Genomic DNA, 20,371 nt, shown 5'->3' with positions numbered 1-20,371 from the left:
CCCGGACGCAGCGCAGCGCTTCTTCAGCGGTGCGCTGCAGAGCCGGGGCCCATGTTGCGGCATTCTGGGTCCCGGATCGGCGCTCCGCTTCGCTGCGCTTGTCCGGGACACGAGCGCTTATGCAGGAGGCGTGCCGTTGAGCCCCAGCACGTGGCCGGCGAGATAGAGCGAGCCCGTGATCAGGATTCGCGGCGGCACTTCGTAGGCGAGCCGCGACAAAGCGCGCAACGCGGCCTCGATGCTGGGCGCGATCTCGACGCGCATGCTGAGGCTGCGCACGGCATCCGCGAGGCGGTCGACCGGCATCGCGTTCTCGGTGTCCGGAATCGGCACCGCGATGATGTGACGGGTGAGGCCGGCGAAATTGGCGAGAAACGCTCCCGCATCCTTGTTGGCCATCATGCCGGCGATAACAACCAGCGGCCGCGACACCCGCTCCTCGAGATCGCCGAGCGCCGCGGCTGCGATGCGGCCGCCTTCGGCATTGTGCCCGCCGTCGAGCCAGATCTCACAGCCCTGCGGACCCCAGGAGAGCAACTCGCCCGAGCTGAGACGCTGCATCCGCGCCGGCCATTCGGCACCGACGATGCCGGCCTCGTACGCCGCCTGATTGACCTTGAAGGCGTTGATGGCGCGTAGCGCCGCGATCGCGAGCCCCGCATTGTCAAACTGGTGACGGCCGAACAGCCGCGGCGCCGTCAGATCCATCAAGCCGCGCTCGTCGGAATAAACCAGACGCCCATGCTCGACATTGACGTGCCAGGTTTCGTTCGCAGCAAACAGCGGCGCGCGCATGCGCTTGGCCTGCGCCTCGATCACCGCCATCGCCTCGGGCGGCTGCTCGGCGCAAATCACCGGCACGCCACGCTTGATGATCGCCGCCTTCTCGCCGGCGATCGACGCCAGGGTGTCCCCGAGAAATTCCATGTGATCCATGCTAACCGGCGTGATCACGCAGGCCGCGGGCGCATCGACCACATTGGTCGAATCGAGCCGGCCGCCGAGGCCGACCTCGAGGAGGACTGCGTCGGCGGGATTCTGTGCAAACAAAAGGAAGGCGGCCGCGGTCTTGAGCTCGAACACAGTCGCGGGCTCACCGGCATTGACGCGCTCAACCTCTTCCAGCGCGGCGCGCAACTCGTCGTCAGAGACCAGCACACCACCACCGCCGCGGCCGAGGCGGAAACATTCGTTGATGCGGACCAGATAGGGCGATGTGTAGGCGTGGACCCGCAGGCCGGCCGCCTCCAGCGTCGCGCGCAGATAGGCCACCGTCGAGCCCTTGCCGTTGGTGCCGGCAACGTGGATCACGGGCGGCAGCTTGCGTTCGGGATGGCCGAGCCGCTCAAGCAGACGGTGCATCCGCTCGAGCCCGAGATCGATGCGCTTCTGATGCAGGGCCGACAGCCGCCCGATCAATGCATCGAGCGACGGCTTTGCGCTGTCAGAGGATGCGTTCACGCGTGGGGCGCAGCCGGCGCCGCTTCCGGGGACATGACGATCTGTGCCGGGCTGACGACAGGCTGCACCGATTTCGACGCGCTCTCCTGCGCCGGCGCCCTGGTCAACAGGCGGCAGAGCCGCGCCAAAGTTGGACGCAGCTCGTGGCGATGCACGACCATGTCGACCATGCCGTGCTCTTTCAGATATTCGGCGCGCTGGAAGCCTTCCGGCAGCTTCTCGCGGATGGTCTGCTCGATCACGCGCGCACCGGCAAAGCCGATCAGCGCGCCGGGTTCGGCGATCTGCACGTCGCCGAGCATCGCATAGGACGCAGTGACGCCGCCGGTGGTCGGGTTGGTCAGCACGACGATATAGGGCTGCTTTGCTTCGCGCAGCATTTGCACGCCGACCGTGGTGCGCGGCATCTGCATCAGCGACAAGATGCCTTCCTGCATGCGCGCGCCGCCACTTGCTGCGAACACGATGAAGGGCGACTTCTTCTCGACCGCGAGTTCGAGCCCGCGCACGAGGGCTTCACCTGCGGCCATGCCGAGCGATCCACCCATGAAATCGAAATCCTGCACGGCGATGACGACACCGGCGCCTTCGAGCTTGCCGTAGCCGACCTTGACCGCGTCGTTCAGATTGGTGCGCGCGCGCGCGTCCTTGATGCGATCGACGTACTTCTTCTCGTCGCGAAACCTAAGCGGATCGGGCGTGACATCGGGCAGAGCCACGTCGAACCAGGTCTCGTTGTCGAAGATCGATTTCAGACGCGCCACCGCGCCCATGCGCATGTGGTAGTTCGAGCCGGGAATGACGAACTGGTTGGCCTCGACGTCCTTGTAGAACACGAGCTGTCCGGAATCCGGGCACTTGATCCACAGATTCTCCGGCGTCTCCCGCCGCAGCATGTTGCGAATCTTCGGCCGGACCACATTGGTAAGCCAGTTCATGGTTTGCTCCGATGTGCGAACCCGCAGGGGATCGCCTGAAGGACTATATGGCGGCCGGGCCTCTGCCCGGCAAGCCGCCGTGTCGTCCGCTTTGGCAGCGGAATTATGGCCTATTCGGCCGCTTGTTTCGCGCCCTTGACGCCCTGGGCCAGCGCCGCGGTCAGCTCAGCCACGGCGTTAACGGTTTTGGCGGTTGCGCGGCCCCCGGCATCGAGGCTGTTCTTGAGCGCATCGATCAGCGCGGTGCCGACCACGGCCCCGTTGGCATGCGAGGCAATAGCCTGGGCGTTCTCCGGCGTGCGGATGCCGAAGCCGACGCAGACCGGCAATTTGGTGTGGCGCTTGATGCGGGCAACCGCTCCGCTCACGGCGGTCGCGTCCGCCGCAGCCGCACCGGTGATGCCGGTGATGGCGACGTAGTAGACAAAGCCCGAGGTGTTGGCGAGCACGGCCGGCAGGCGCTTGTCGTCGGTCGTCGGCGTCGCCAGGCGAATGAAGTTGAGGCCGGCCTTCATCGCGGGCAGGCAGAGCTCGTCATCCTCTTCCGGGGGCAAATCGACGATGATCAGCCCATCGATGCCGGCGGCCTTCGCATCGACCAGGAACTTGTCGACGCCGTAGATGTAGATCGGATTGTAATAGCCCATCAGCACGATCGGCGTCGCATTGTCGTCCCTGCGGAAGTCACGCACCAGATCGAGCGTCTTCCTCAGCGTCATGCCGACCTTGAGCGCGCGCAAGCCCGCGGCCTGGATCGACGGGCCATCGGCCATCGGATCGGTGAAGGGCATGCCGAGCTCGATCACGTCGGCGCCCGATTTCGGCAACGCCTTGATGATCTCGAGCGACGTAGCCGGATCGGGATCGCCGGCCATCACGAAAGTGACGAAGGCCGAGCGGCCGGCTTTTTTCAGCTCGGCGAAACGGGTGTCGATACGCGTGGTCACTTGGTCTTGCCCTTCAGGATGTCGCCGACCTGCGGGACGTCCTTGTCGCCGCGGCCGGAGAGATTGACGACCATCAGGTGATCTCTTGGCCGTTTCGGCGCGAGCTCCATCACCTTGGCGATGGCGTGCGCGGGCTCGAGCGCCGGGATGATGCCTTCGAGCTTCGAGAGCAGCTGGAACGCGGCAAGCGCCTCGTCATCGGTCGCGGAGAGATAATTGACGCGGCCGATCTCGTGCAGCCAGGAATGCTCCGGGCCGATGCCGGGATAGTCGAGGCCGGCCGAGATCGAATGCGCGTCCTGGATCTGGCCGTCCGCGTCCATCAGGAGATAAGTGCGGTTGCCGTGCAGCACGCCGGGACGGCCGCCCGCGATGGATGCAGCGTGCAGCTGCGTCAGCCCATGGCCCGCGGCTTCGACGCCAAAAATCTCGACGGTGGAATCGTCGAGGAACGGATGGAACAGGCCCATCGCGTTCGAGCCGCCGCCGATGCAGGCGACCAGCGAGTCCGGCAGCCGGCCTTCGACCTCCTGCATCTGCACCTTGGTCTCGTTGCCGATGATGGACTGGAAGTCGCGCACCAGCGTCGGATAGGGATGCGGGCCCGCGACGGTGCCGATGCAGTAGAATGTGTTGTGCACGTTGGTGACCCAGTCGCGCAGCGCCTCGTTCATGGCGTCCTTCAGCGTGCGCGTGCCGGACTGCACCGGATGCACCGTTGCGCCCAGCATCTCCATGCGGATGACGTTGGGCTGCTGCCGTTCGACATCGACGGCGCCCATATAGACCACGCATTCGAGGCCGAAGCGCGCGCACAGCGTCGCCGTGGCGACACCGTGCTGGCCGGCGCCGGTCTCGGCGATGATGCGCTTCTTGCCCATGCGCCGCGCCAGCATGATCTGGCCGAGCACGTTGTTCACCTTGTGCGAACCGGTGTGGTTGAGCTCTTCGCGCTTGAGGTAAATCTTGGCGCCGCCGAGATGCTCGGTGAGGCGCTCGGCGAAATAAAGTGGCGAGGGCCGGCCGACATAGTTCTTGAGATAGCCGTTCATCTCGGCCTGGAAGGCCGGATCGGCCTTGGCCGCGGTGTAGGCCTTCTCCAGATCGAGGATCAGCGGCATCAAGGTTTCGGCGACGAAGCGTCCGCCGAAAATGCCGAAATGGCCGCGCTCGTCGGGGCCGCTGCGGTAGGAATTTGGCTTGGCGATGTTCATCGGACGCTCAACTCTTGCGTGGCGCGCGCGGCGCGAATGAAGGCCTTGATCAGCTCGGGGTCCTTGACGCCAGGCGCGCTCTCGACACCAGAGGACACGTCGGCGCCACCGGCGCCCGTGACGCGGAGGGCTTCGGCGACGTTGTCGGCGTCAAGCCCGCCCGAGACCATGTAAGGCAATTTGAGATCGAGATGTTCCAGCAGGTGCCAATCGAAGGCTGCGCCCAGGCCGCCGGGGCGCGTCGCATCCTTTGGCGCGCGCGCGTCGAACAGGATGCGGTCGGCGACCGCGGCATAGCCGGGCAGCACGGCGAGATCGGCTGATGTTGCGACCGGCACCGCTTTCATCACCGGGCGGCCGAACTTCTGCTTGATGTCGCGCAGCCGCGCGGCGCTCTCTTGGCCGTGGAGCTGCAATATGTCGGGCGACAGCGCATCCACGATGTTGTCGAACGTGGCGTCGTCGGCATCGACGGTGAGCGCGACCTTGAGCGCACGCCCCTTCACCTGGCGGCCGAGGTCGCGCCCCGTCTCCAGCGAGACATGCCGCGGCGACGGCGGGAAGAACACGAACCCCACCATGTCCGCGCCCGCGTCGAGCGCCGTTTCGAGCGTCTCGCGTGTGGACAGGCCGCAGATTTTGACGAGCAGGGACATGATCTCAAAGCGGGTGGAGGCCGCAAGCGGCGGCCGGAAAACGGGTTTTTCAGTCCGGGCCGCTTCTACAACGTCGCGCGCTGCTTGTCTCGCCCGATGGCCCCGTAAAGGCCTACCCCTGATGGCACCGGGAGGTGCCGGGACTCGGGCTTGGCCGGGGCCGTCTGGGCCCGCAGATCGGCCAGCTCGCCCCGGGCGGCCCGTGCATCCGCCTCATGCCGGCGTGCGGCGCGCCGCCAGTGCCGTTGGCCGAACCAGACCGCGCAGCCGCCGGCGATCACGCCCAAAGCAGCGACCAGGATCAGCAGCAGGAACAGAGGCAGCGTGACCGACAGGGCCGGATCGGCCGCCATAAAGGGATCGAACGAGACGGTGACGAAATGCCGGTTGGCGACCGCAAAGGTCAACAGGATGAGGGCCAGCGGAATCACGATCAGCGCGGTCAGGAACTTTCGCATCGCGAGCGCTCGTCTTGAATCAAGCTTGCTGCCGCATCATGCGGCCGTTCGGTTAAGCCCGGACGACAGACTTAATCCGGCGCGCCAGGATCCGGATGATCGCGGTTCAACCGCTCGCGCATTTCCTTGCCGGTCTTGAAGAACGGAACGCTCTTCTGATCGACGGGGACATGGGCGCCGGTACGTGGATTGCGGCCGGCGCGCGCAGGGCGGTGCTTCACCGAGAAAGCGCCGAAGCCGCGCAGCTCGACGCGGTCGCCGCGCGCGAGTGCCGCTACGATCTCCTCGAGAATCGCATTCACAATGTTCTCGACATCCCGCTGGTACAGATGCGGGTTGTGCTCGGCGATACGCTGAACAAGTTCGGATTTGATCATCGAGAGATAGGACCCGGGAGCGTGCGGATGACCATTTCCGTGAAAATGCCTTGATCTGTCAAGACGCTAAATGAAGCTTGAGCGTCGTGAAAATGCGTGACAAATGCCGAAAAAGCGGGCTGCGCAGCTACCCGCGAGACGGGAAAAAGCTCTTGAGCTCGCGTTGTTCCCGCCTTTCCGGTCAATTCGACGCAGCCGGCTGCCACAGGGCCAGCATTCCATCCAACCCGACGCGATCGACCGCCTGCACGACGCCGGTTTGCGCGATTTGGTGTGCAATCGAGCCGAATCCAAGCGCTTCCAGCGTCACCGCGGCTGCCGTCTTGAGGAACGTCAGGTCGCCAAAGCGTGGCTCGAGCTTGTAATCGCGCACGCTGAGACCCTTCTTGACGCCCTTCTGCTCCTCGAGCCAGGTCACGGCGGTTTTCTCGTCGCCGAGCTGATCGATCAGCTTGAGATCGATCGCCTGGCGTCCGGTGAAGACGCGGCCATCGACGACTTTTTCGAGCTGCGTGTCATCCATGCCACGGCGCTGCTTCACCAGATCCTTGAACCAGGCATAGGAATCCTTCACCAGCGCATCCAGCGCGGCCCGGGCCTCGGGGCTGGTCGGCTCAAAACCGTTGGGCGCGGCCTTCAGCGGCGTCGACTTCACTTCCTCGACCTTGACACCGATGGTCTTCAGGAGGTCCGAGACGTTGGGAAACTGGAACAGCACGCCGATCGAGCCGACCAGCGAGCTCTGCTGGGCGATGATGTGATCGCTGGCAATGGCGGTGATGTAGCCGCCGGAGGCGGCGAGACCCTCGACCACGACGACCAGCGGTTTCTTCGCCTTCAGCCGGGTGAGCGAGTCATAGAGCTGCTCGGAGCCGGCGGTGGTGCCGCCCGGCGAGTTGACGTGAACGATGACGGCGGCGGCCTGCGAAGTCTCCAGCCGCTCCAGCGCCTGCGTGCGGTCGGAATCGCTGCGGATCAGGCCATCGATCTGCACACGCGCGATCGAGCCGGCGGTAGCGAAGGTGCCGCGCGCGCCGGGTGTTGCGATCAATGCAAAGCCCGCGATCGCAGCGATCGCGATCAGCGCGGCCATCACGCGCCAGAACGTCAGCTTGCGGCGGATCCTGCGGCGATCGACGATGATGTCCGAATCGAGCGACATCGGAATATCTCCAAATGAAAGGCCGCTGGCGTTGTGCCGTCACAACGTGACCAATGGCTTGTCTGGATACATCAATTGCGGCGCAATTTGAAGAAAACAAGGCCCCGCGTCGCCCGAACGGAGCCGCAGCAAAAAAGCCCCGGCTCGCGCCGGGGCTTTGATGTCAGCGAAAAGAAGCGTTTCGCTTACTTGCTGTCGCGGTTCTTGAGCGCGGTGCCCAGGATGTCGCCGAGCGTCGCACCCGAATCCGAGGAGCCGTACTGCGCGATGGCTTCCTTTTCTTCGGCGACTTCGAGCGCCTTGATCGACACCTGGACCTTGCGGGCCTTCTTGTCGAACTGGATCACGCGGGCATCGACCTTCTCGCCGACGGCAAAGCGTTCGGCGCGCTGGTCGTTGCGGTCACGCGCGAGCTCCGAGCGCTTGACGAAGGTGGTGAAGTCGGTACCGGCGATCTTCACCTCGATGCCGCTCTCCTTCACTTCGAGCACTTCGCAGGTCACGACCGCGCCCTTCTTGACATCGCCCGGCTCGGCGAAGGGGTCGCCTTCGAGCTGCTTGATGCCGAGCGAGATGCGCTCCTTCTCGACGTCCACATCGAGCACCACGGCTTTCACCACGTCGCCCTTCTTGTAGTTGTCGATCACCTGCTCGCCCGGAAGCTTCCAGTCGAGGTCGGAGAGATGGACCATCCCGTCGACGTCGCCTTCGAGACCCAGGAACAGGCCGAACTCGGTCTTGTTCTTGACCTCGCCCTCGACGGTCGAACCGGTCGGGTGACCTTCGACGAAGACCTCCCAGGGGTTGCGCATGGTCTGCTTGAGGCCGAGCGAGATGCGGCGCTTGACGGAATCGACTTCCAGCACCTGCACGTCGACTTCCTGCGAGGTCGACACGATCTTGCCGGGGTGCATGTTCTTCTTGGTCCACGACATCTCGGATACGTGGATCAGGCCTTCGATGCCCGGCTCGAGCTCGACGAACGCACCGTAGTCGGTGATGTTGGTGACACGGCCGGTGAAGCGGGCACCCAGCGGGTACTTGGCTTCGATGCCCTGCCACGGATCGTCCAGCAGCTGCTTCATGCCCAGCGAGATGCGGTGCGTCTCGTGGTTGATCTTGATGATCTTGACTTTCACGGTCTGGCCGATCGAGAGCACCTCGGTCGGGTGGTTGACGCGGCGCCACGCGATGTCGGTGACGTGCAGCAGGCCGTCGATGCCGCCGAGGTCAACGAACGCACCGTAATCGGTGATGTTCTTGACCACGCCGTCGATGACCTGACCCTCTTCGAGATTCTGCACCAGCTCCTGACGCTGCTCGGCGCGGGTCTCTTCCAGAACCGTGCGGCGGGAGACGACGATGTTGCCGCGACGGCGGTCCATCTTGAGGATCTGGAACGGCTGCGCGTTGTTCATCAGCGGCGCAACGTCACGGATCGGACGGATGTCGACCTGCGAGCGCGGCAGGAAGGCAACGGCACCGTCGAGGTCGACGGTGAAGCCGCCCTTGACCTGGTTGAAGATGACGCCCGTGACCTTCTCGTTGTTCTGGAACGCCTTCTCCAGCTTGCCCCAGCTCTCCTCGCGGCGCGCCTTGTCGCGCGACAGCACGGCCTCGCCGAGGGCGTTCTCGATGCGATCGAGGAACACTTCCACCTCGTCGCCAACCTTGATCTCGCTGTCACGGCCGGGGCCGGAAAATTCGCGCAGCGCAACGCGGCCTTCGGTCTTCAGGCCGACGTCGATGACGGCCATGTCCTTTTCAATTGCAACCACCTTGCCCTTGACGACGGAGCTCTCCTGCAGGTTGCCACCTGCAAAGGACTCGTCGAGCATCGCGGCGAAATCGTCACGCGAGGGGCTATAGGTATCAGCGGAAATCGAAGCCATTTGTTCTCCAGTTGCGGATGTCTTGCCGGCCGTTGGGTTTTTGGGCGTATCGGGCGTGCAGTGTCGGAAGGTCCACAAAACCTTCGGGCGACCGCTCGCTGCTCCGGCCTGAAGCCGGACCAGCGAAAGCGGGCCGGCTGGGCCCGCACGTGCGATACGTGGAATCTTTTGTCCGGAGCCTGGATCACGTCGGCCCCAAACAGGGACCGAGAGTATCGACCTCAAAGAGCGGGAGCGGGCGCTTCCTCCAATGACGGCTGCGGCTTAACCCCGCGACCGGCCCGCTCGGACGGCCTCGATAATGTCGATGGCGGCCCGGACGCCGCCTTCTATATCCAGTTGGGAGTTATCTAGCAAGTAAGCATCCGCGGCCGGTTTCAAAGGCGCAATTGGCCTGTTCTTGTCCCGTTCGTCGCGCTGGATGATGTCGGCGAGCACCGCAGCCTCGTCCGCCTCCTCGCCCCGCGCCCTCGCCTCCATGGTGCGGCGGCGGGCGCGGACTTTTGGATCAGCCACGACGAAAATCTTCACGTCGGCATCGGGGCAGATCACGGTTCCAATGTCCCGGCCATCCAGCACCGCGCCGGGCGGACCGGCGGCGAATTGCCGCTGGAAATTGAGCAAGACCTCGCGAACCCTGGGGATCGCCGAAACGATGGAGGCGCCTTCGCCGGCCGCCTGGGTCTTGAGGGCGGGATTGCCGAACTTTTCGGGATCGAGTTCCAGCGCGGCCTGCACTGCAGCCACCTCGTCCCGGAGATCATGGCCGGACTGCATCAGGGCGTAGGCGACCGCACGATAGATCACGCCGGTATCGAGGTGACGATAGCCGTAATGATGGGCGAGGCGCTTGCCGAGCGTGCCCTTGCCCGAGGCCGCGGGTCCATCAATGGCGATGATCATGAAAACTCGGCCCCTAGCGACCGCATCATCGGAATGAAGTCCGGGAAACTGGTGGCGATGAAAGCGGTGTCGTCGACCGTCACCGGCTGATCGGACGCGCAGCCCATCACCAGCGCCGACATCGCGATACGGTGGTCCATATGCGTGGCGACCGTGCCGCCGCCGGGGACGTGGCCGCGGCCCTCGACGATCAGATCGTCGCCGGAGACCGTGACTTTCACGCCGTTGACGCGGAGCATGTCCGCGGTGGCCTCGAGCCGATCGGATTCCTTGACGCGCAGCTCCTGCAGGCCGCGCATGATGGTCGTGCCTTCGGCGAACGAAGCCGCGACCGCCAGCACCAGATATTCATCGATCATTGAGGGCGCGCGTTCCGGCGGCACCTCGACGCCGCGCAGTTTTGACGCGCGCACACGCAACTGCGCCATCGGCTCACCGGCGTCACCGCGCGCTTTGCTTTCCTCGATGGAAGCGCCCATTTCACGCAGCGTCGTAAAAAGGCCAGTCCGAAGCGGATTGGTCATCACGTCCGAAAGAACGACATCGGAGCCTTCGACGATCAGCGCCGCGACGACCGGAAATGCCGCCGAGGACGGATCGGCGGGCACGATGACGGTGGCGCCATGCAGCTCGGGCTGGCCGACCAGCGTGATGCGGCGGCCGTGAGCGCCCTCGACGACCGAGGTGATATCCGCGCCAAAATGCTTCAGCATCAGCTCGGTGTGATCGCGGCTGGCCTCGCTCTCGATCACGGTGGTGGTGCCCGGCGCAGACAAGCCCGCCAGCAGCACCGCCGACTTGATCTGGGCCGAGGCGACCGGAGTCTTGTAGGTGATCGGCAGCGGATCGCGCGCGCCCTGGACGGTCAGCGGCAGCCGGCCGCCCTCGGCGGCGGAAACAACCTTGGCGCCGATCTTTTCCAGCGGATCGAGGATCCGGCGCATCGGACGGCTGCGCAGTGAGGCATCGCCGTCGAACACCGCCGAGATCGGACAGCCGGCGACGGCGCCCATAACGAGCCGGCAGCCGGTGCCGGAGTTGCCGAAATCCAGCGCGGCCTTGGGCTGGGCAAAGCCTCCGACGCCGACGCCCTGCACCTTCCAGGCGAAATCGCCGGTGCGCTCGACCTTGGCGCCGAGCGCCTGCATGGATTTGGCGGTGTTGAGGACGTCCTCGCCCTCCAAAAGGCCTGAAATCCGGGTCTCGCCGACAGCCAGCGCGCCCAGGATGAGGGCGCGGTGGGAGATCGACTTGTCCCCGGGCACCCGTACTTTTCCGGTCAGGGGACCGCTTGCGCGCGACTTGAGCGGCGTCGGCTTGTCGGAATGGGTCAAGATTGTGTCCTCGAATGCGTCCGAAGAGGCTGCGGGCAGGTACCACATGGTCCCTCCGCCGTCACGAGCATGTCTTTCTCTCGTAATGCGCTATTGACAGCGGGCCGCCAACTAGCCAAGTGAAACACCGCTTTTCAGACATCCCAGGATTCCTCTGCCGTGGCCAAGTCCGAACTCGGAACCAAACGTATTTGCCCGACTACGGGCAAGAAGTTCTACGACCTCAACAAGACTCCGGTGATCTCGCCCTATACCGGCGAAGTGGTCCCGATCGCGCCCGTGGCGCCGGCGCGTGTACCGCGCGGCGCCGAAGCCCGCCACGCTGCAGCAGCGGCGGACACCACGCCGGAGCCGGCCGAGGTCGAAGAGGTCTCCCTCGAGGAGGCCGATGCCGAGGAGAACACCGGCAAGGTCAAGGCCGTCGTCCCCGAATCCGAGGACGATATCGAGGTCGACGAGACCATCGACGACGACGATGACGATGATTCGACCTTCATTGCCGACGAAGAAGAAGGCGATGAGGACGTGACCGACATCATTGGTGATGTCGGAGGCGATGAAGAGACTTGAGATCAGCCCTGATCTGTGAAAAAGGGTGCACCGCGCGAGTCACCAGGCTCGCCGGTCGGGAGTGATCCACCAGGATCGTCCCAGGACTTAAGGGGCCATAGCTCAGCTGGGAGAGCGCTTGCATGGCATGCAAGAGGTCGGCGGTTCGATCCCGCCTGGCTCCACCAGCCTTCGCTCGCTTCGCGAGCTTCGGCTGGGCAAGCCCGGGAAGTCCCTCGTAGCGAGGCCGGGCTTTAGCGACCTACTCCCCAATCACCGCATTCAGCCGATCGCGCAGCGCGACGATCTCGTCCTTCATTGCGACCAGCTCTGCGACCGAGCAGTCCGACGCGGCCAGGATCGACTGGGGGACGCTGCGCGCCTTGTCCTTCAGGGCGTGCCCCTGCGGCGTCAGCGCGATCAGGACCTGACGCTCATCCTCGCTGGAGCGCGTGCGCTTGACGAGGTGCGCGGCTTCGAGTCGCTTGAGCAGCGGCGTCAGCGTGCCCGAATCCAGAAACAGCTTTTCGCCGATATCCTTAAGTGGCACGTCGTCGCGTTCCCACAGCACCAGCATCACCAGATATTGCGGATAGGTCAGGCCGAGCCGGTCGAGCAGCGGCTTGTAGACGCGGTTGAAGGCATGCGCGGCTGAATAGACGGCGAAGCAGATCTGGTTGTCGAGGCGTTGCGGATCCAGGGTCGATAATTTCCGGGCCATAGAGAATCTCACGTGATTGACCCGCATTGTGGGACCGGGCGGGCCGACATTCAATTGCGAACAATTAAATGTGAGGCATGCAAATTTCAATTGCGCACAATCTAATTGTTTGCGATACAGGCGCCACCACAACCCGAAGACCCTGAGGAGACGAAAATGTCCGTGAACGTCCTCTACAAGACCAGCGCAAAAGCCACCGGCGGCCGTGACGGCCACGCCGCGACCCTCGACGGCGCACTCGACGTCAAGCTCACCACACCGAAGGAGCTCGGCGGCGGCGGCGGCGCCGGCAACAATCCCGAGCAGCTGTTTGCGGCCGGCTATGCCGCCTGCTTCATCGGCGCGATGAAGTTCGTGTCGTCGCAGGGCGGCCCGAAGGTTCCCGCCGACGCCTCCGTCACCTCGACCGTCGGCATCGGCCCGCGCTCGGAAGGCGGCTTCGGCCTCGACATCGATCTGGCCGTCTCGCTGCCGGGGCTGTCCCGCGCTGACGCCGAGGCGCTGGTCGAGAAGGCACATCAGGTGTGCCCGTACTCCAACGCGACGCGCGGCAATGTCGACGTCCGCCTGACGGTCGTCTGATCTGACGGTGGATTTGGCTGGCCCGAGATCCCCCTTGGGCCGGCCGCTTCCGCCAGATCTGCCGCGCCGCGGGATTGCGCGGCGACGCATACGCCCCCACGCGGCAAGCCATTGCTGGCTTGGACGAACCTCGCTAGGCCTGTGATCAAACGTCGACACAGGGGAAGCGAAGGCATGACTGAAGCCGTTTTGGGCGCAATGAGCGGACTGCGCGTCGTCGATCTCACGCGCGTGCTCGGCGGTCCCTACTGCACCCAGATCCTCGCCGACCATGGCGCCGACGTGATCAAGGTCGAGCCGCCGGCAGGCGACGAGGTGCGCGACTGGGGCCCTCCCTTCCACGAGGAAGACGCGGCCTATTTCGTCGGCATCAACCGCAACAAGCGCTCCATCGGCCTCGACCTCGCCTCCGAAGGCGGCCGTGTCGTGCTGCTCAAGATGCTGGAGACGGCCGACGTCCTGATCGAGAATTTCAAGCCGGGCACGCTGGAGAAATGGGGCATCGGCAACGACGTGCTCAGCCAGAAATTCCCGCGCCTAGTGCATTGCCGGATCTGCGGCTTCGGCGCCGACGGGCCGCGCGGCGGCAATCCCGGCTATGACGCCATCATCCAGGCCATGACCGGCATGATCGCGGCGACCGGCTCGCCGGAGAGCGGGCCGATGCGGATCGGCGTGCCGCTGGTCGACATCACCACCGGTCTTTACGCAGCGATCGGCATCCTGATGGCGCTGTCCGAGCGGCAGCGCTCCGGCAAGGGCCAGTTCCTGGAGACGACGCTGTACGAGACCGGCCTCGCCATCATGCATCCGCACACCGCGAATTATTTCATGCATGGCAAGCCGCCCGGCCTCACCGGCAACGAGCATCCCAACCTCGTGCCCTACGCGATCTTCCCGACCAGGACCGACGACATCTTCATCGGTGTCGGCAATGACGGCACCTTCCGCAAGCTCGCCAAGGAGATCGGTAAGCCCGAGCTCGGCACTGATCCGCGCTTTGCCCGCAACAAGGACCGCATCGCCAACCGCGACGCGCTGCGCGCCGAGCTTGCCGCGGTGTTCAGCCAGCACGAGGCCGAGCCGCTGTGCAATCGCCTGCTGGCCGCGGGCCTGCCCGCGGGCCCGGTGCAGAAGATCGACCAGGCATTGACCAACCCGCACACGATCGCGCGCGGCGATGTCATCGAGAAGGACTGGTACAAGGGCGTGGCCTCGCCGATCCGGCTCGATCGCAGCAAGCCGAGCCTACGCCGCCTGCCGCCGAAATTCAGCCAGCACTCCCAGGAGGTGCTGGGCGAGTTCGGCTACTCAAAGGCGGAGATCGACGCGATGGTCGAGAGCGGCGTAGTCTGCGGGCCCGAGCGCAAGCGCTAGGGCCCTCGCCTCGTCACCCAAGCAAATGCCGCAGTGCGGCACGGGCACGCATGTACACTGCGGACGGAGGAGGCTGCCCGAGCGCGCGTCTTCGCCTATTTGATGGCTTCCCTTTTGGCAGCGCTTGCTGCTTTCGTTTCGGCCGCTTACACAGTCATGTGAACGTCATGTGGCGCTGCTAGCGCAAGCGCTTCTTTTTGACGGCCAAGGGAGGTACTTGATGGCTCTTCGATATTTTGGGGCGGCTGCCGCTGTTGCATTTGCGGTTGGCATGACGGCTTCGCCGGCGCTGGCCGTGACTGAAATCCAGTGGTGGCACGCGATGACAGGCGCGAATAACGACGTCATCGTCAAGCTCGCCAACGACTTCAATGCATCGCAGAGCGACTACAAGGTCATCCCGACCTACAAGGGCAGCTATCCCGACACCATGAACGCCGGCATCGCCGCGTTCCGCGCCGGCAACGCCCCGCACATCATGCAGGTGTTCGAAGTCGGCACCGCGACCATGATGGCCGCGACCGGCGCCGTGAAGCCCGTCTACAAGCTGATGACCGATGCCGGCGAGAAGTTCGATCCGAAGAATTATCTGTCCGCGATCACCGGCTACTATTCGACCTCGAAGGGCGAGATGCTGTCCTTCCCCTTCAACTCGTCGTCGACCGTCATGTGGGTCAACCTCGACGAGCTGAAGAAGGTCAACGCGGAGATCCCGAAGACCTGGCCCGAAGTGTTCGAGGTCGCCAAGAAGCTGCACGACAACGGCCATCCGACCTGCGGCTTCTCCAACTCCTGGGTCACCTGGGTCAATCTCGAGCAGCTCTCCGCCTGGCACAACGTGCCGCTGGCCAGCAAGGCGAACGGCCTCGACGGCTTCGACACCAAGCTCGAGTTCAATGCGCCGCTGCAGGAGAAGCATCTCGAGAAGCTGGTCGAGCTGCAGAAGGACAAGACCTACGACTACGCCGGCCGCACCAACCAGGGCGAAGGCCGCTTCACCTCGGGTGAGTGCGCGATCTACCTGACCTCGTCGGCCTTCTTCGGCAACGTCAAGGCGCAGGCCAAGTTCAACTTCACCGCTGCGCCGATGCCGTATTATCCTGACGTCAAGGGCGCACCGCAGAACTCGATCATCGGCGGCGCTTCGCTCTGGGTCATGGGCGGAAAGTCGGCCGACGAATACAAGGGCATCGCCAAATTCCTGACCTTCCTCTCGGACACCGATCGTCAGGTCTACATCCACAAGGCTTCGGGCTATCTGCCGATCACCAAGGCCGCCTACGAAAAGGCCAAGGCCGAGGGCTTCTACAAGGATCAGCCCTATCTCGAGACTCCGTTGCTCGAGTTGACCAACAAGGAGCCGACCGAGAACTCGCGCGGCCTGCGCCTTGGCAACATGGTTCAGCTCCGTGACGTCTGGGCCGAAGAGATCGAGCAGGCACTGGCCGGCAAGAAGACCGCCAAGCAGGCGCTCGATGCCTCCGTCGAGCGCGGCAACACGATGCTGCGTCAGTTCGAAAAGACCGCCGTAAAATAAGGCGAAGGCGCCGGCGGAACCGCACGACGAGCGGCCCGCCGGCGCCACCCCCATCATGCAAAAGCAAGCCATTTTCCAATCAAAGCTATTGCCCTACGCGCTGGTTGCGCCGCAACTCGCGATCGTTCTGATTTTCTTCTACTGGCCGGCCGTGCAGGCCGTCATTCAGTCCTTCCTGCTGCAGGACGCTTTCGGCCTCTCGACGAGCTTCGTGTGGTTCGAGAATTATGTCGAGCTGTTGAGCGATCCCGCCTATTTCGAGACGATCGTCCGAACCTTCTTCTTCTCGTTTGCGATCGCGGCGTCCTCGCTCTCCGTGGCGCTGCTGCTCGCGGTGATGGCGGACAAGCCGATGCGCGGCGGCGCTGTCTACCGCACGCTGCTGATCTGGCCCTATGCCGTGGCGCCGCCCGTGGTCGGCGTGCTCTGGGTCTTCATGCTGCATCCCTCGCTCGGCGTGCTCTCGCGCTATCTGCGCGCCGCCGGCATCGAATGGAATCCGCTGCTCGACGGCAATCAGGCCGCGACACTGGTCATCCTTGCCGCCGCGTGGAAGCAGATCTCCTATAATTTCCTGTTCTTCCTCGCAGGGCTCGCGAGCATTCCGAAGAGCGTGCTCGAGGCTGCTGCGATCGACGGCGCGCGCCCGATGCGCCGGTTCTGGACCGTGACCTTCCCGCTGCTGTCCCCGACCATCTTCTTCCTGCTGGTCGTCAACATCGTCTACGCCTTCTTCGACACCTTCGGCATCATCGACACCATGACCCGCGGCGGTCCCGGCAAGTCGACGGAGACCCTGGTCTACAAGGTCTACAACGACGGCCTGATCGGCGGAAACCTCGGCAGCTCCGCGGCGCAGTCGGTGATCCTGATGGTCATGGTCATCGTGCTGACCGGAATCCAGTTCCGCTTCGTCGAACGCAAGGTGACCTACTGATGGTCGAGCAAGAGGGCTTTCGACGCTACGTCGCCCACATCATCCTCTGGATCGGGATCGCGATCGTCGCCTTCCCGGTCTACGTCGCCTTCGTCGCCTCGACCCAGGACAACGCGCTGATCGCCAACGGGCAGATGTCGCTGTTGCCCGGCGGCCATTTCTTCGAGGTCTACTACCAGACCATCTTCGTCGGCACGAGCGGCTCGACCCGCGAGCCGGTCGGCAACATGATGCTGAACTCGCTGGTGATGGCGTTGGCGATCGCGATCGGCAAGATCGCGATCTCGATCATCTCCGCCTATGCGATCGTCTATTTCCGTTTTCCCTTTCGGATGCCGATCTTCTGGATCATCTTCATCACGCTGATGCTGCCGGTCGAGGTCCGCATCTATCCGACCTACAAGATCGTCGCCGACCTGCACATGCTCGACAGCTACGCCGGCCTCGCGCTGCCGCTGATCGCGTCGGCCACGGCAACGCTGCTGTTCCGCCAGTTCTTCATGACCGTGCCGGATGAATTGCTGGAGGCCTCGCGCATCGACGGCGCCGGCCCCTTGCGCTTCTTCTGGGATACGCTGTTGCCGCTGTCGCGCACCAACATGGCCGCGCTGTTCGTGATCCTCTTCATCCTCGGCTGGAATCAATATCTCTGGCCGCTGCTGATCACCACCCGCGACGACATGCAGACCATCCAGATCGGCATTCGCAAGATGATGACCACCAACGATGCGCTGACCGAATGGCCGATCGTGATGGCGACCGCCGTGCTGGCCATGCTGCCGCCGGTGTTCGTCGTCGTCGCCATGCAGAAACTGTTCGTGCGCGGCCTGGTCGAGACGGAGAAGTAGAGAGTCATGGCCAACGTCACCCTGCGCAACGTTCGCAAGACCTATCCCGGCGGCTTCGAGGCCATCAAGGGCGTCAACGTCGATGTCGGCGACGGCCAGTTCTGCGTGCTGGTCGGCCCCTCCGGCTGCGGCAAGTCCACGCTGCTTCGCATGGTCGCGGGGCTCGAGACCGTCACCGGCGGCGAGATCGACATCGGCGGCCGCGTCGTCAACCAGGTCGAGCCCGCCGATCGCGACATCGCGATGGTGTTCCAGAACTACGCGCTCTATCCGCATATGAGCGTGTTCAACAACATGGCTTACGGCCTGCGCAATCGCGGCATGAAGGAAGCCGAGATCAAGACCCGCGTCGAGGAAGCCGCGCGCGTGCTCGAGCTCTCGGCGATGCTGGAGCGCAAGCCGCGCCAGCTCTCCGGCGGTCAGCGCCAGCGCGTCGCCATGGGCCGCGCCATCGTGCGCCAGCCGAAGGTGTTTCTGTTCGACGAGCCGCTGTCGAACCTCGACGCCAAGCTACGCATCGCGATGCGCGTCGAGATCCGCAAATTGCAGCGCCGCCTCAAGACGACGTCGGTCTACGTCACCCATGACCAGCTCGAGGCGATGACGCTCGCCGACATCCTCGTCGTGATGAATGGCGGCCAGGTCGAGCAGATCGGCAATCCCCTCGCGATCTACGAGAAGCCGGCCACGACCTTCGTCGCCTCCTTCATCGGCGCGCCGCCGATGAATCTGATGTCGATGCGCACCGAGGAGATCAAGTCGCAGCTTGGCGGCAGCGCGGGCGAGGCAGGCATCCTCGGCATCCGTCCGGAAGATTTTGTCATCACCGACCAGACCCCGGCCGGCGGCGTCGCATTGCCGCTGACGGTGGAAGCGATCGAACGCGTCGGCGCCGAAACTTTTATCTACGGCTCGCGCGCCCAGGACGAGCAGCGCGTTGCCGCCACTCCGGGTGAGCTGCCGCCGGGCGAAGTCATCGTCCGCATTCCCGGGACTGAGGCCCCGGCGATCGGTGAGAAGATCCGCGTCGCGGCAGTGCGCCAAAAGCTGCACCTGTTCAGCGGCGACGGGCGGACGCGGATCGAGGCCTGACGGGTCCGACAGAACAGCCGACTAAAGACCCAAAACAACCCCATGCACAGTAGAACGGGGCCTGTTTTCATTGGGATAAATCGCCCGCAAATTCGTCACGGCGGGGCGACGGCGGAAGCAGTGAATCCACAGCCCCTGCTACGTCCTTGAACCCACATGGGGATATGCCCATATTGCTGACCAAGGGGCGCCGCTTCCGGGCCCTGAAATGCCAAAGTCGCTTCGAGAGGACTTTGTAAACTATGTCTCGTGTTCCCACGTTATCCAGTCCGTTCCTTCTGGGCTTCGACGAGATTGAGCGCGTGCTCGATCGCGTCGTCAAAGGCGCCGACGGTTATCCTCCCTACAATATCGAGAGGTGCGACCGGTCGGACGGCCAGCCCGAGCGGTTGCGCATCACGCTGGCGGTCGCCGGATTTACCCGCGACCAACTCGATGTAACCATTGAGGAAAACCAGCTCGTGATCCGCGGACGACAGCAGGACGACAAGACCCGGCAATACATCCATCGCGGCATCGCCGCGCGCCACTTCCAGCGCACTTTCGTGCTGGCGGAGGGGATGCTGGTGCTGGGTGCGGATCTGAAGAACGGGTTGTTGTCGATTGATCTTGCCCGGCCAGAACCGGAGAGGATCGTTAAGACAATCGCTATCAATGAGCACGAATAATGGAACGAGTAGCGGACTCGACCGCTTAGTTTCTGTGAAGGAGTCGAGACCATGAGTGAAGGTCATGTTGCGTTCGAATATGAAGCCAAGACGGTCTCTCCGGAGACGCTGGCAAGCCTCGGCGAAGGCCACATCGCCTATGTGAAGCAGATCCGCTCCGAGGATGTGCCCGGCCTGTTTCCCGAAGCCCCGAAGATTGCGCCCGGCCTCAAGCTGTTCGCGCTCCACGCCGCCGACGGCACGCCGATCATGCTGACCGACAGCCGCGAAGCCGCGGTTGCGAATGCCTGGAGCAACGAGCTGCAAGCGGTGAGCGTGCACTGAGCACGCGCGCGTCGCACGATTTGAGTTTTGGCGGGCATGCCTTCGCACGAAGGCGTGCCCGTTTTCATTTTGCACAGTTTTCATTTTGCACACTTGGCAAAGCACCAGGACCGCTCGAGATTCGCTCGATCGAGCCACGGGCTCCCTCAACCTCTCCCGCTTGCGGGGGAGGTCGGCGCGAAGCGCCGGGTGGGGGCTCCCTCCTCGCGGGGATACTCTCCGCAGCCCTCAAACACTCCCAACGCGGAGACACCCCCGCCCCAGCCCTCCCCCGCAAGCGGGAGAGGGAGTACACCGTCTTCACGACTGCGACTGAGCTTCTTCAAATCACGACTAGGACGGAGCGCGGAATGCCCGGACTCGACGAAAGCGATCAAGATAGGGGGGAAGTGCT

At 64.1% G+C, this 20,371-nt stretch carries 21 protein-coding genes and 1 tRNA gene; 10 read left to right on the top strand and 12 right to left on the bottom strand.

The genetic code is table 11. The features are described 5' to 3' along the window. Positions 1 to 117: 117 nt before the first annotated feature. From ABIC09_RS26220 to aroA, 11 genes are all read right to left on the bottom strand, one after another. Entirely contained in the window at positions 118 to 1,461 is a 1,344-nt protein-coding gene (locus tag ABIC09_RS26220) for a bifunctional folylpolyglutamate synthase/dihydrofolate synthase (protein WP_354111060.1), read from the bottom strand. Beyond that, positions 1,458 to 2,399 (bottom strand): acetyl-CoA carboxylase, carboxyltransferase subunit beta, encoded by a 942-nt coding sequence (accD, locus tag ABIC09_RS26215; protein WP_148749079.1) that lies wholly within the window; start codon positions 2,397 to 2,399, stop codon positions 1,458 to 1,460. The genes ABIC09_RS26220 and accD overlap by 4 nt, the downstream gene beginning before the upstream one ends. A 110-nt stretch (positions 2,400 to 2,509) precedes the next feature. After that, complete coding sequence (trpA, locus tag ABIC09_RS26210) at positions 2,510 to 3,346, bottom strand: tryptophan synthase subunit alpha (protein WP_148749078.1); 837 nt, start codon at positions 3,344 to 3,346, stop codon at positions 2,510 to 2,512. After that, positions 3,343 to 4,560, bottom strand: a complete 1,218-nt coding sequence (trpB, locus tag ABIC09_RS26205; protein ID WP_354085081.1) for a tryptophan synthase subunit beta — start codon at positions 4,558 to 4,560, stop codon at positions 3,343 to 3,345. Before trpB ends, trpA begins: the two co-directional genes overlap by 4 nt. Next, entirely contained in the window at positions 4,557 to 5,216 is a 660-nt protein-coding gene (locus ABIC09_RS26200; RefSeq protein WP_148749076.1) for a phosphoribosylanthranilate isomerase, read from the bottom strand. The genes trpB and ABIC09_RS26200 overlap by 4 nt, the downstream gene beginning before the upstream one ends. A gap of 65 nt (positions 5,217 to 5,281) precedes the next feature. Then, positions 5,282 to 5,674, bottom strand: coding sequence for a lipopolysaccharide assembly protein LapA domain-containing protein (locus ABIC09_RS26195; RefSeq protein WP_148749075.1), 393 nt, complete (start codon positions 5,672 to 5,674; stop codon positions 5,282 to 5,284). Between the two features lie 71 nt (positions 5,675 to 5,745). Beyond that, positions 5,746 to 6,051 (bottom strand): integration host factor subunit beta, encoded by a 306-nt coding sequence (locus tag ABIC09_RS26190; protein ID WP_007598410.1) that lies wholly within the window; start codon positions 6,049 to 6,051, stop codon positions 5,746 to 5,748. A gap of 181 nt (positions 6,052 to 6,232) precedes the next feature. Then, on the bottom strand, positions 6,233 to 7,213 hold the full coding sequence (gene sppA, locus ABIC09_RS26185; protein WP_354031291.1) for a signal peptide peptidase SppA: 981 nt from the start codon (positions 7,211 to 7,213) through the stop codon (positions 6,233 to 6,235). A 185-nt stretch (positions 7,214 to 7,398) separates the two neighbouring features. After that, positions 7,399 to 9,105: a 30S ribosomal protein S1 gene (gene rpsA, locus ABIC09_RS26180; protein ID WP_148749073.1), complete on the bottom strand. Its 1,707-nt coding sequence runs from the start codon at positions 9,103 to 9,105 to the stop codon at positions 7,399 to 7,401. Between the two features lie 264 nt (positions 9,106 to 9,369). Beyond that, positions 9,370 to 10,008 carry a (d)CMP kinase gene (gene cmk, locus ABIC09_RS26175; RefSeq protein WP_354111059.1) on the bottom strand — a complete coding sequence of 213 codons (639 nt, stop codon included), beginning with the start codon at positions 10,006 to 10,008 and terminating at the stop codon, positions 9,370 to 9,372. Next, complete coding sequence (aroA, locus tag ABIC09_RS26170; RefSeq protein WP_502917702.1) at positions 10,005 to 11,390, bottom strand: 3-phosphoshikimate 1-carboxyvinyltransferase; 1,386 nt, start codon at positions 11,388 to 11,390, stop codon at positions 10,005 to 10,007. The genes cmk and aroA overlap by 4 nt, the downstream gene beginning before the upstream one ends. 111 nt (positions 11,391 to 11,501) lie before the next feature. Here aroA and ABIC09_RS26165 point away from each other — a divergent pair, with 111 nt between their 5' ends. Together ABIC09_RS26165 and ABIC09_RS26160 are read left to right on the top strand one after the other, a co-directional pair. Next, the gene (locus ABIC09_RS26165) at positions 11,502 to 11,912 is read left to right on the top strand and encodes a TIGR02300 family protein (RefSeq protein ID WP_148749070.1); all 411 of its coding nucleotides are present in this window, start codon (positions 11,502 to 11,504) and stop codon (positions 11,910 to 11,912) included. Positions 11,913 to 12,003: 91 nt separating this feature from the next. Next, positions 12,004 to 12,079: transfer RNA gene (locus ABIC09_RS26160), tRNA-Ala, on the top strand. Between the two features lie 74 nt (positions 12,080 to 12,153). Here ABIC09_RS26160 and ABIC09_RS26155 read toward each other — a convergent pair. Next, positions 12,154 to 12,612 (bottom strand): MarR family winged helix-turn-helix transcriptional regulator, encoded by a 459-nt coding sequence (locus ABIC09_RS26155; RefSeq protein ID WP_354085077.1) that lies wholly within the window; start codon positions 12,610 to 12,612, stop codon positions 12,154 to 12,156. A gap of 156 nt (positions 12,613 to 12,768) precedes the next feature. On the opposite strand from ABIC09_RS26155, the gene ABIC09_RS26150 reads away from it, so the two are divergent. The 8 genes from ABIC09_RS26150 (at position 12,769) to ABIC09_RS26115 (ending at position 19,977) form a co-directional block, all read left to right on the top strand. Next, positions 12,769 to 13,194 (top strand): organic hydroperoxide resistance protein, encoded by a 426-nt coding sequence (locus tag ABIC09_RS26150; protein ID WP_148749068.1) that lies wholly within the window; start codon positions 12,769 to 12,771, stop codon positions 13,192 to 13,194. A 174-nt stretch (positions 13,195 to 13,368) separates the two neighbouring features. Continuing rightward, complete coding sequence (locus ABIC09_RS26145) at positions 13,369 to 14,571, top strand: CaiB/BaiF CoA transferase family protein (protein WP_354111057.1); 1,203 nt, start codon at positions 13,369 to 13,371, stop codon at positions 14,569 to 14,571. A gap of 220 nt (positions 14,572 to 14,791) precedes the next feature. Continuing rightward, a complete protein-coding gene (gene ugpB / locus ABIC09_RS26140; protein WP_148749066.1) occupies positions 14,792 to 16,108 on the top strand; it encodes a sn-glycerol-3-phosphate ABC transporter substrate-binding protein UgpB in 1,317 nt (438 codons plus the stop codon). 55 nt (positions 16,109 to 16,163) lie between these two features. After that, positions 16,164 to 17,045 carry a sn-glycerol-3-phosphate ABC transporter permease UgpA gene (gene ugpA / locus ABIC09_RS26135; RefSeq protein ID WP_148749065.1) on the top strand — a complete coding sequence of 294 codons (882 nt, stop codon included), beginning with the start codon at positions 16,164 to 16,166 and terminating at the stop codon, positions 17,043 to 17,045. Next, the gene (ugpE, locus tag ABIC09_RS26130) at positions 17,045 to 17,893 is read left to right on the top strand and encodes a sn-glycerol-3-phosphate ABC transporter permease UgpE (protein WP_354085075.1); all 849 of its coding nucleotides are present in this window, start codon (positions 17,045 to 17,047) and stop codon (positions 17,891 to 17,893) included. Before ugpA ends, ugpE begins: the two co-directional genes overlap by 1 nt. A gap of 6 nt (positions 17,894 to 17,899) precedes the next feature. Beyond that, the gene (locus tag ABIC09_RS26125) at positions 17,900 to 18,985 is read left to right on the top strand and encodes a sn-glycerol-3-phosphate import ATP-binding protein UgpC (protein ID WP_354111056.1); all 1,086 of its coding nucleotides are present in this window, start codon (positions 17,900 to 17,902) and stop codon (positions 18,983 to 18,985) included. Between the two features lie 242 nt (positions 18,986 to 19,227). Beyond that, positions 19,228 to 19,653 carry an Hsp20 family protein gene (locus ABIC09_RS26120; protein ID WP_011083554.1) on the top strand — a complete coding sequence of 142 codons (426 nt, stop codon included), beginning with the start codon at positions 19,228 to 19,230 and terminating at the stop codon, positions 19,651 to 19,653. 51 nt (positions 19,654 to 19,704) lie between these two features. Beyond that, a complete protein-coding gene (locus ABIC09_RS26115) occupies positions 19,705 to 19,977 on the top strand; it encodes a BQ00720 family protein (RefSeq protein WP_148749062.1) in 273 nt (90 codons plus the stop codon). The last annotated feature ends 394 nt before the right edge of the window (positions 19,978 to 20,371 follow it).

This window comes from Bradyrhizobium sp. S3.12.5 (assembly GCF_040548225.1).
Lineage (GTDB): Bacteria > Pseudomonadota > Alphaproteobacteria > Rhizobiales > Xanthobacteraceae > Bradyrhizobium > Bradyrhizobium cytisi.
The sequence above is the reverse complement of the archived record's forward strand: the minus strand, read 5'-3'. Positions and strand labels throughout refer to the sequence as shown.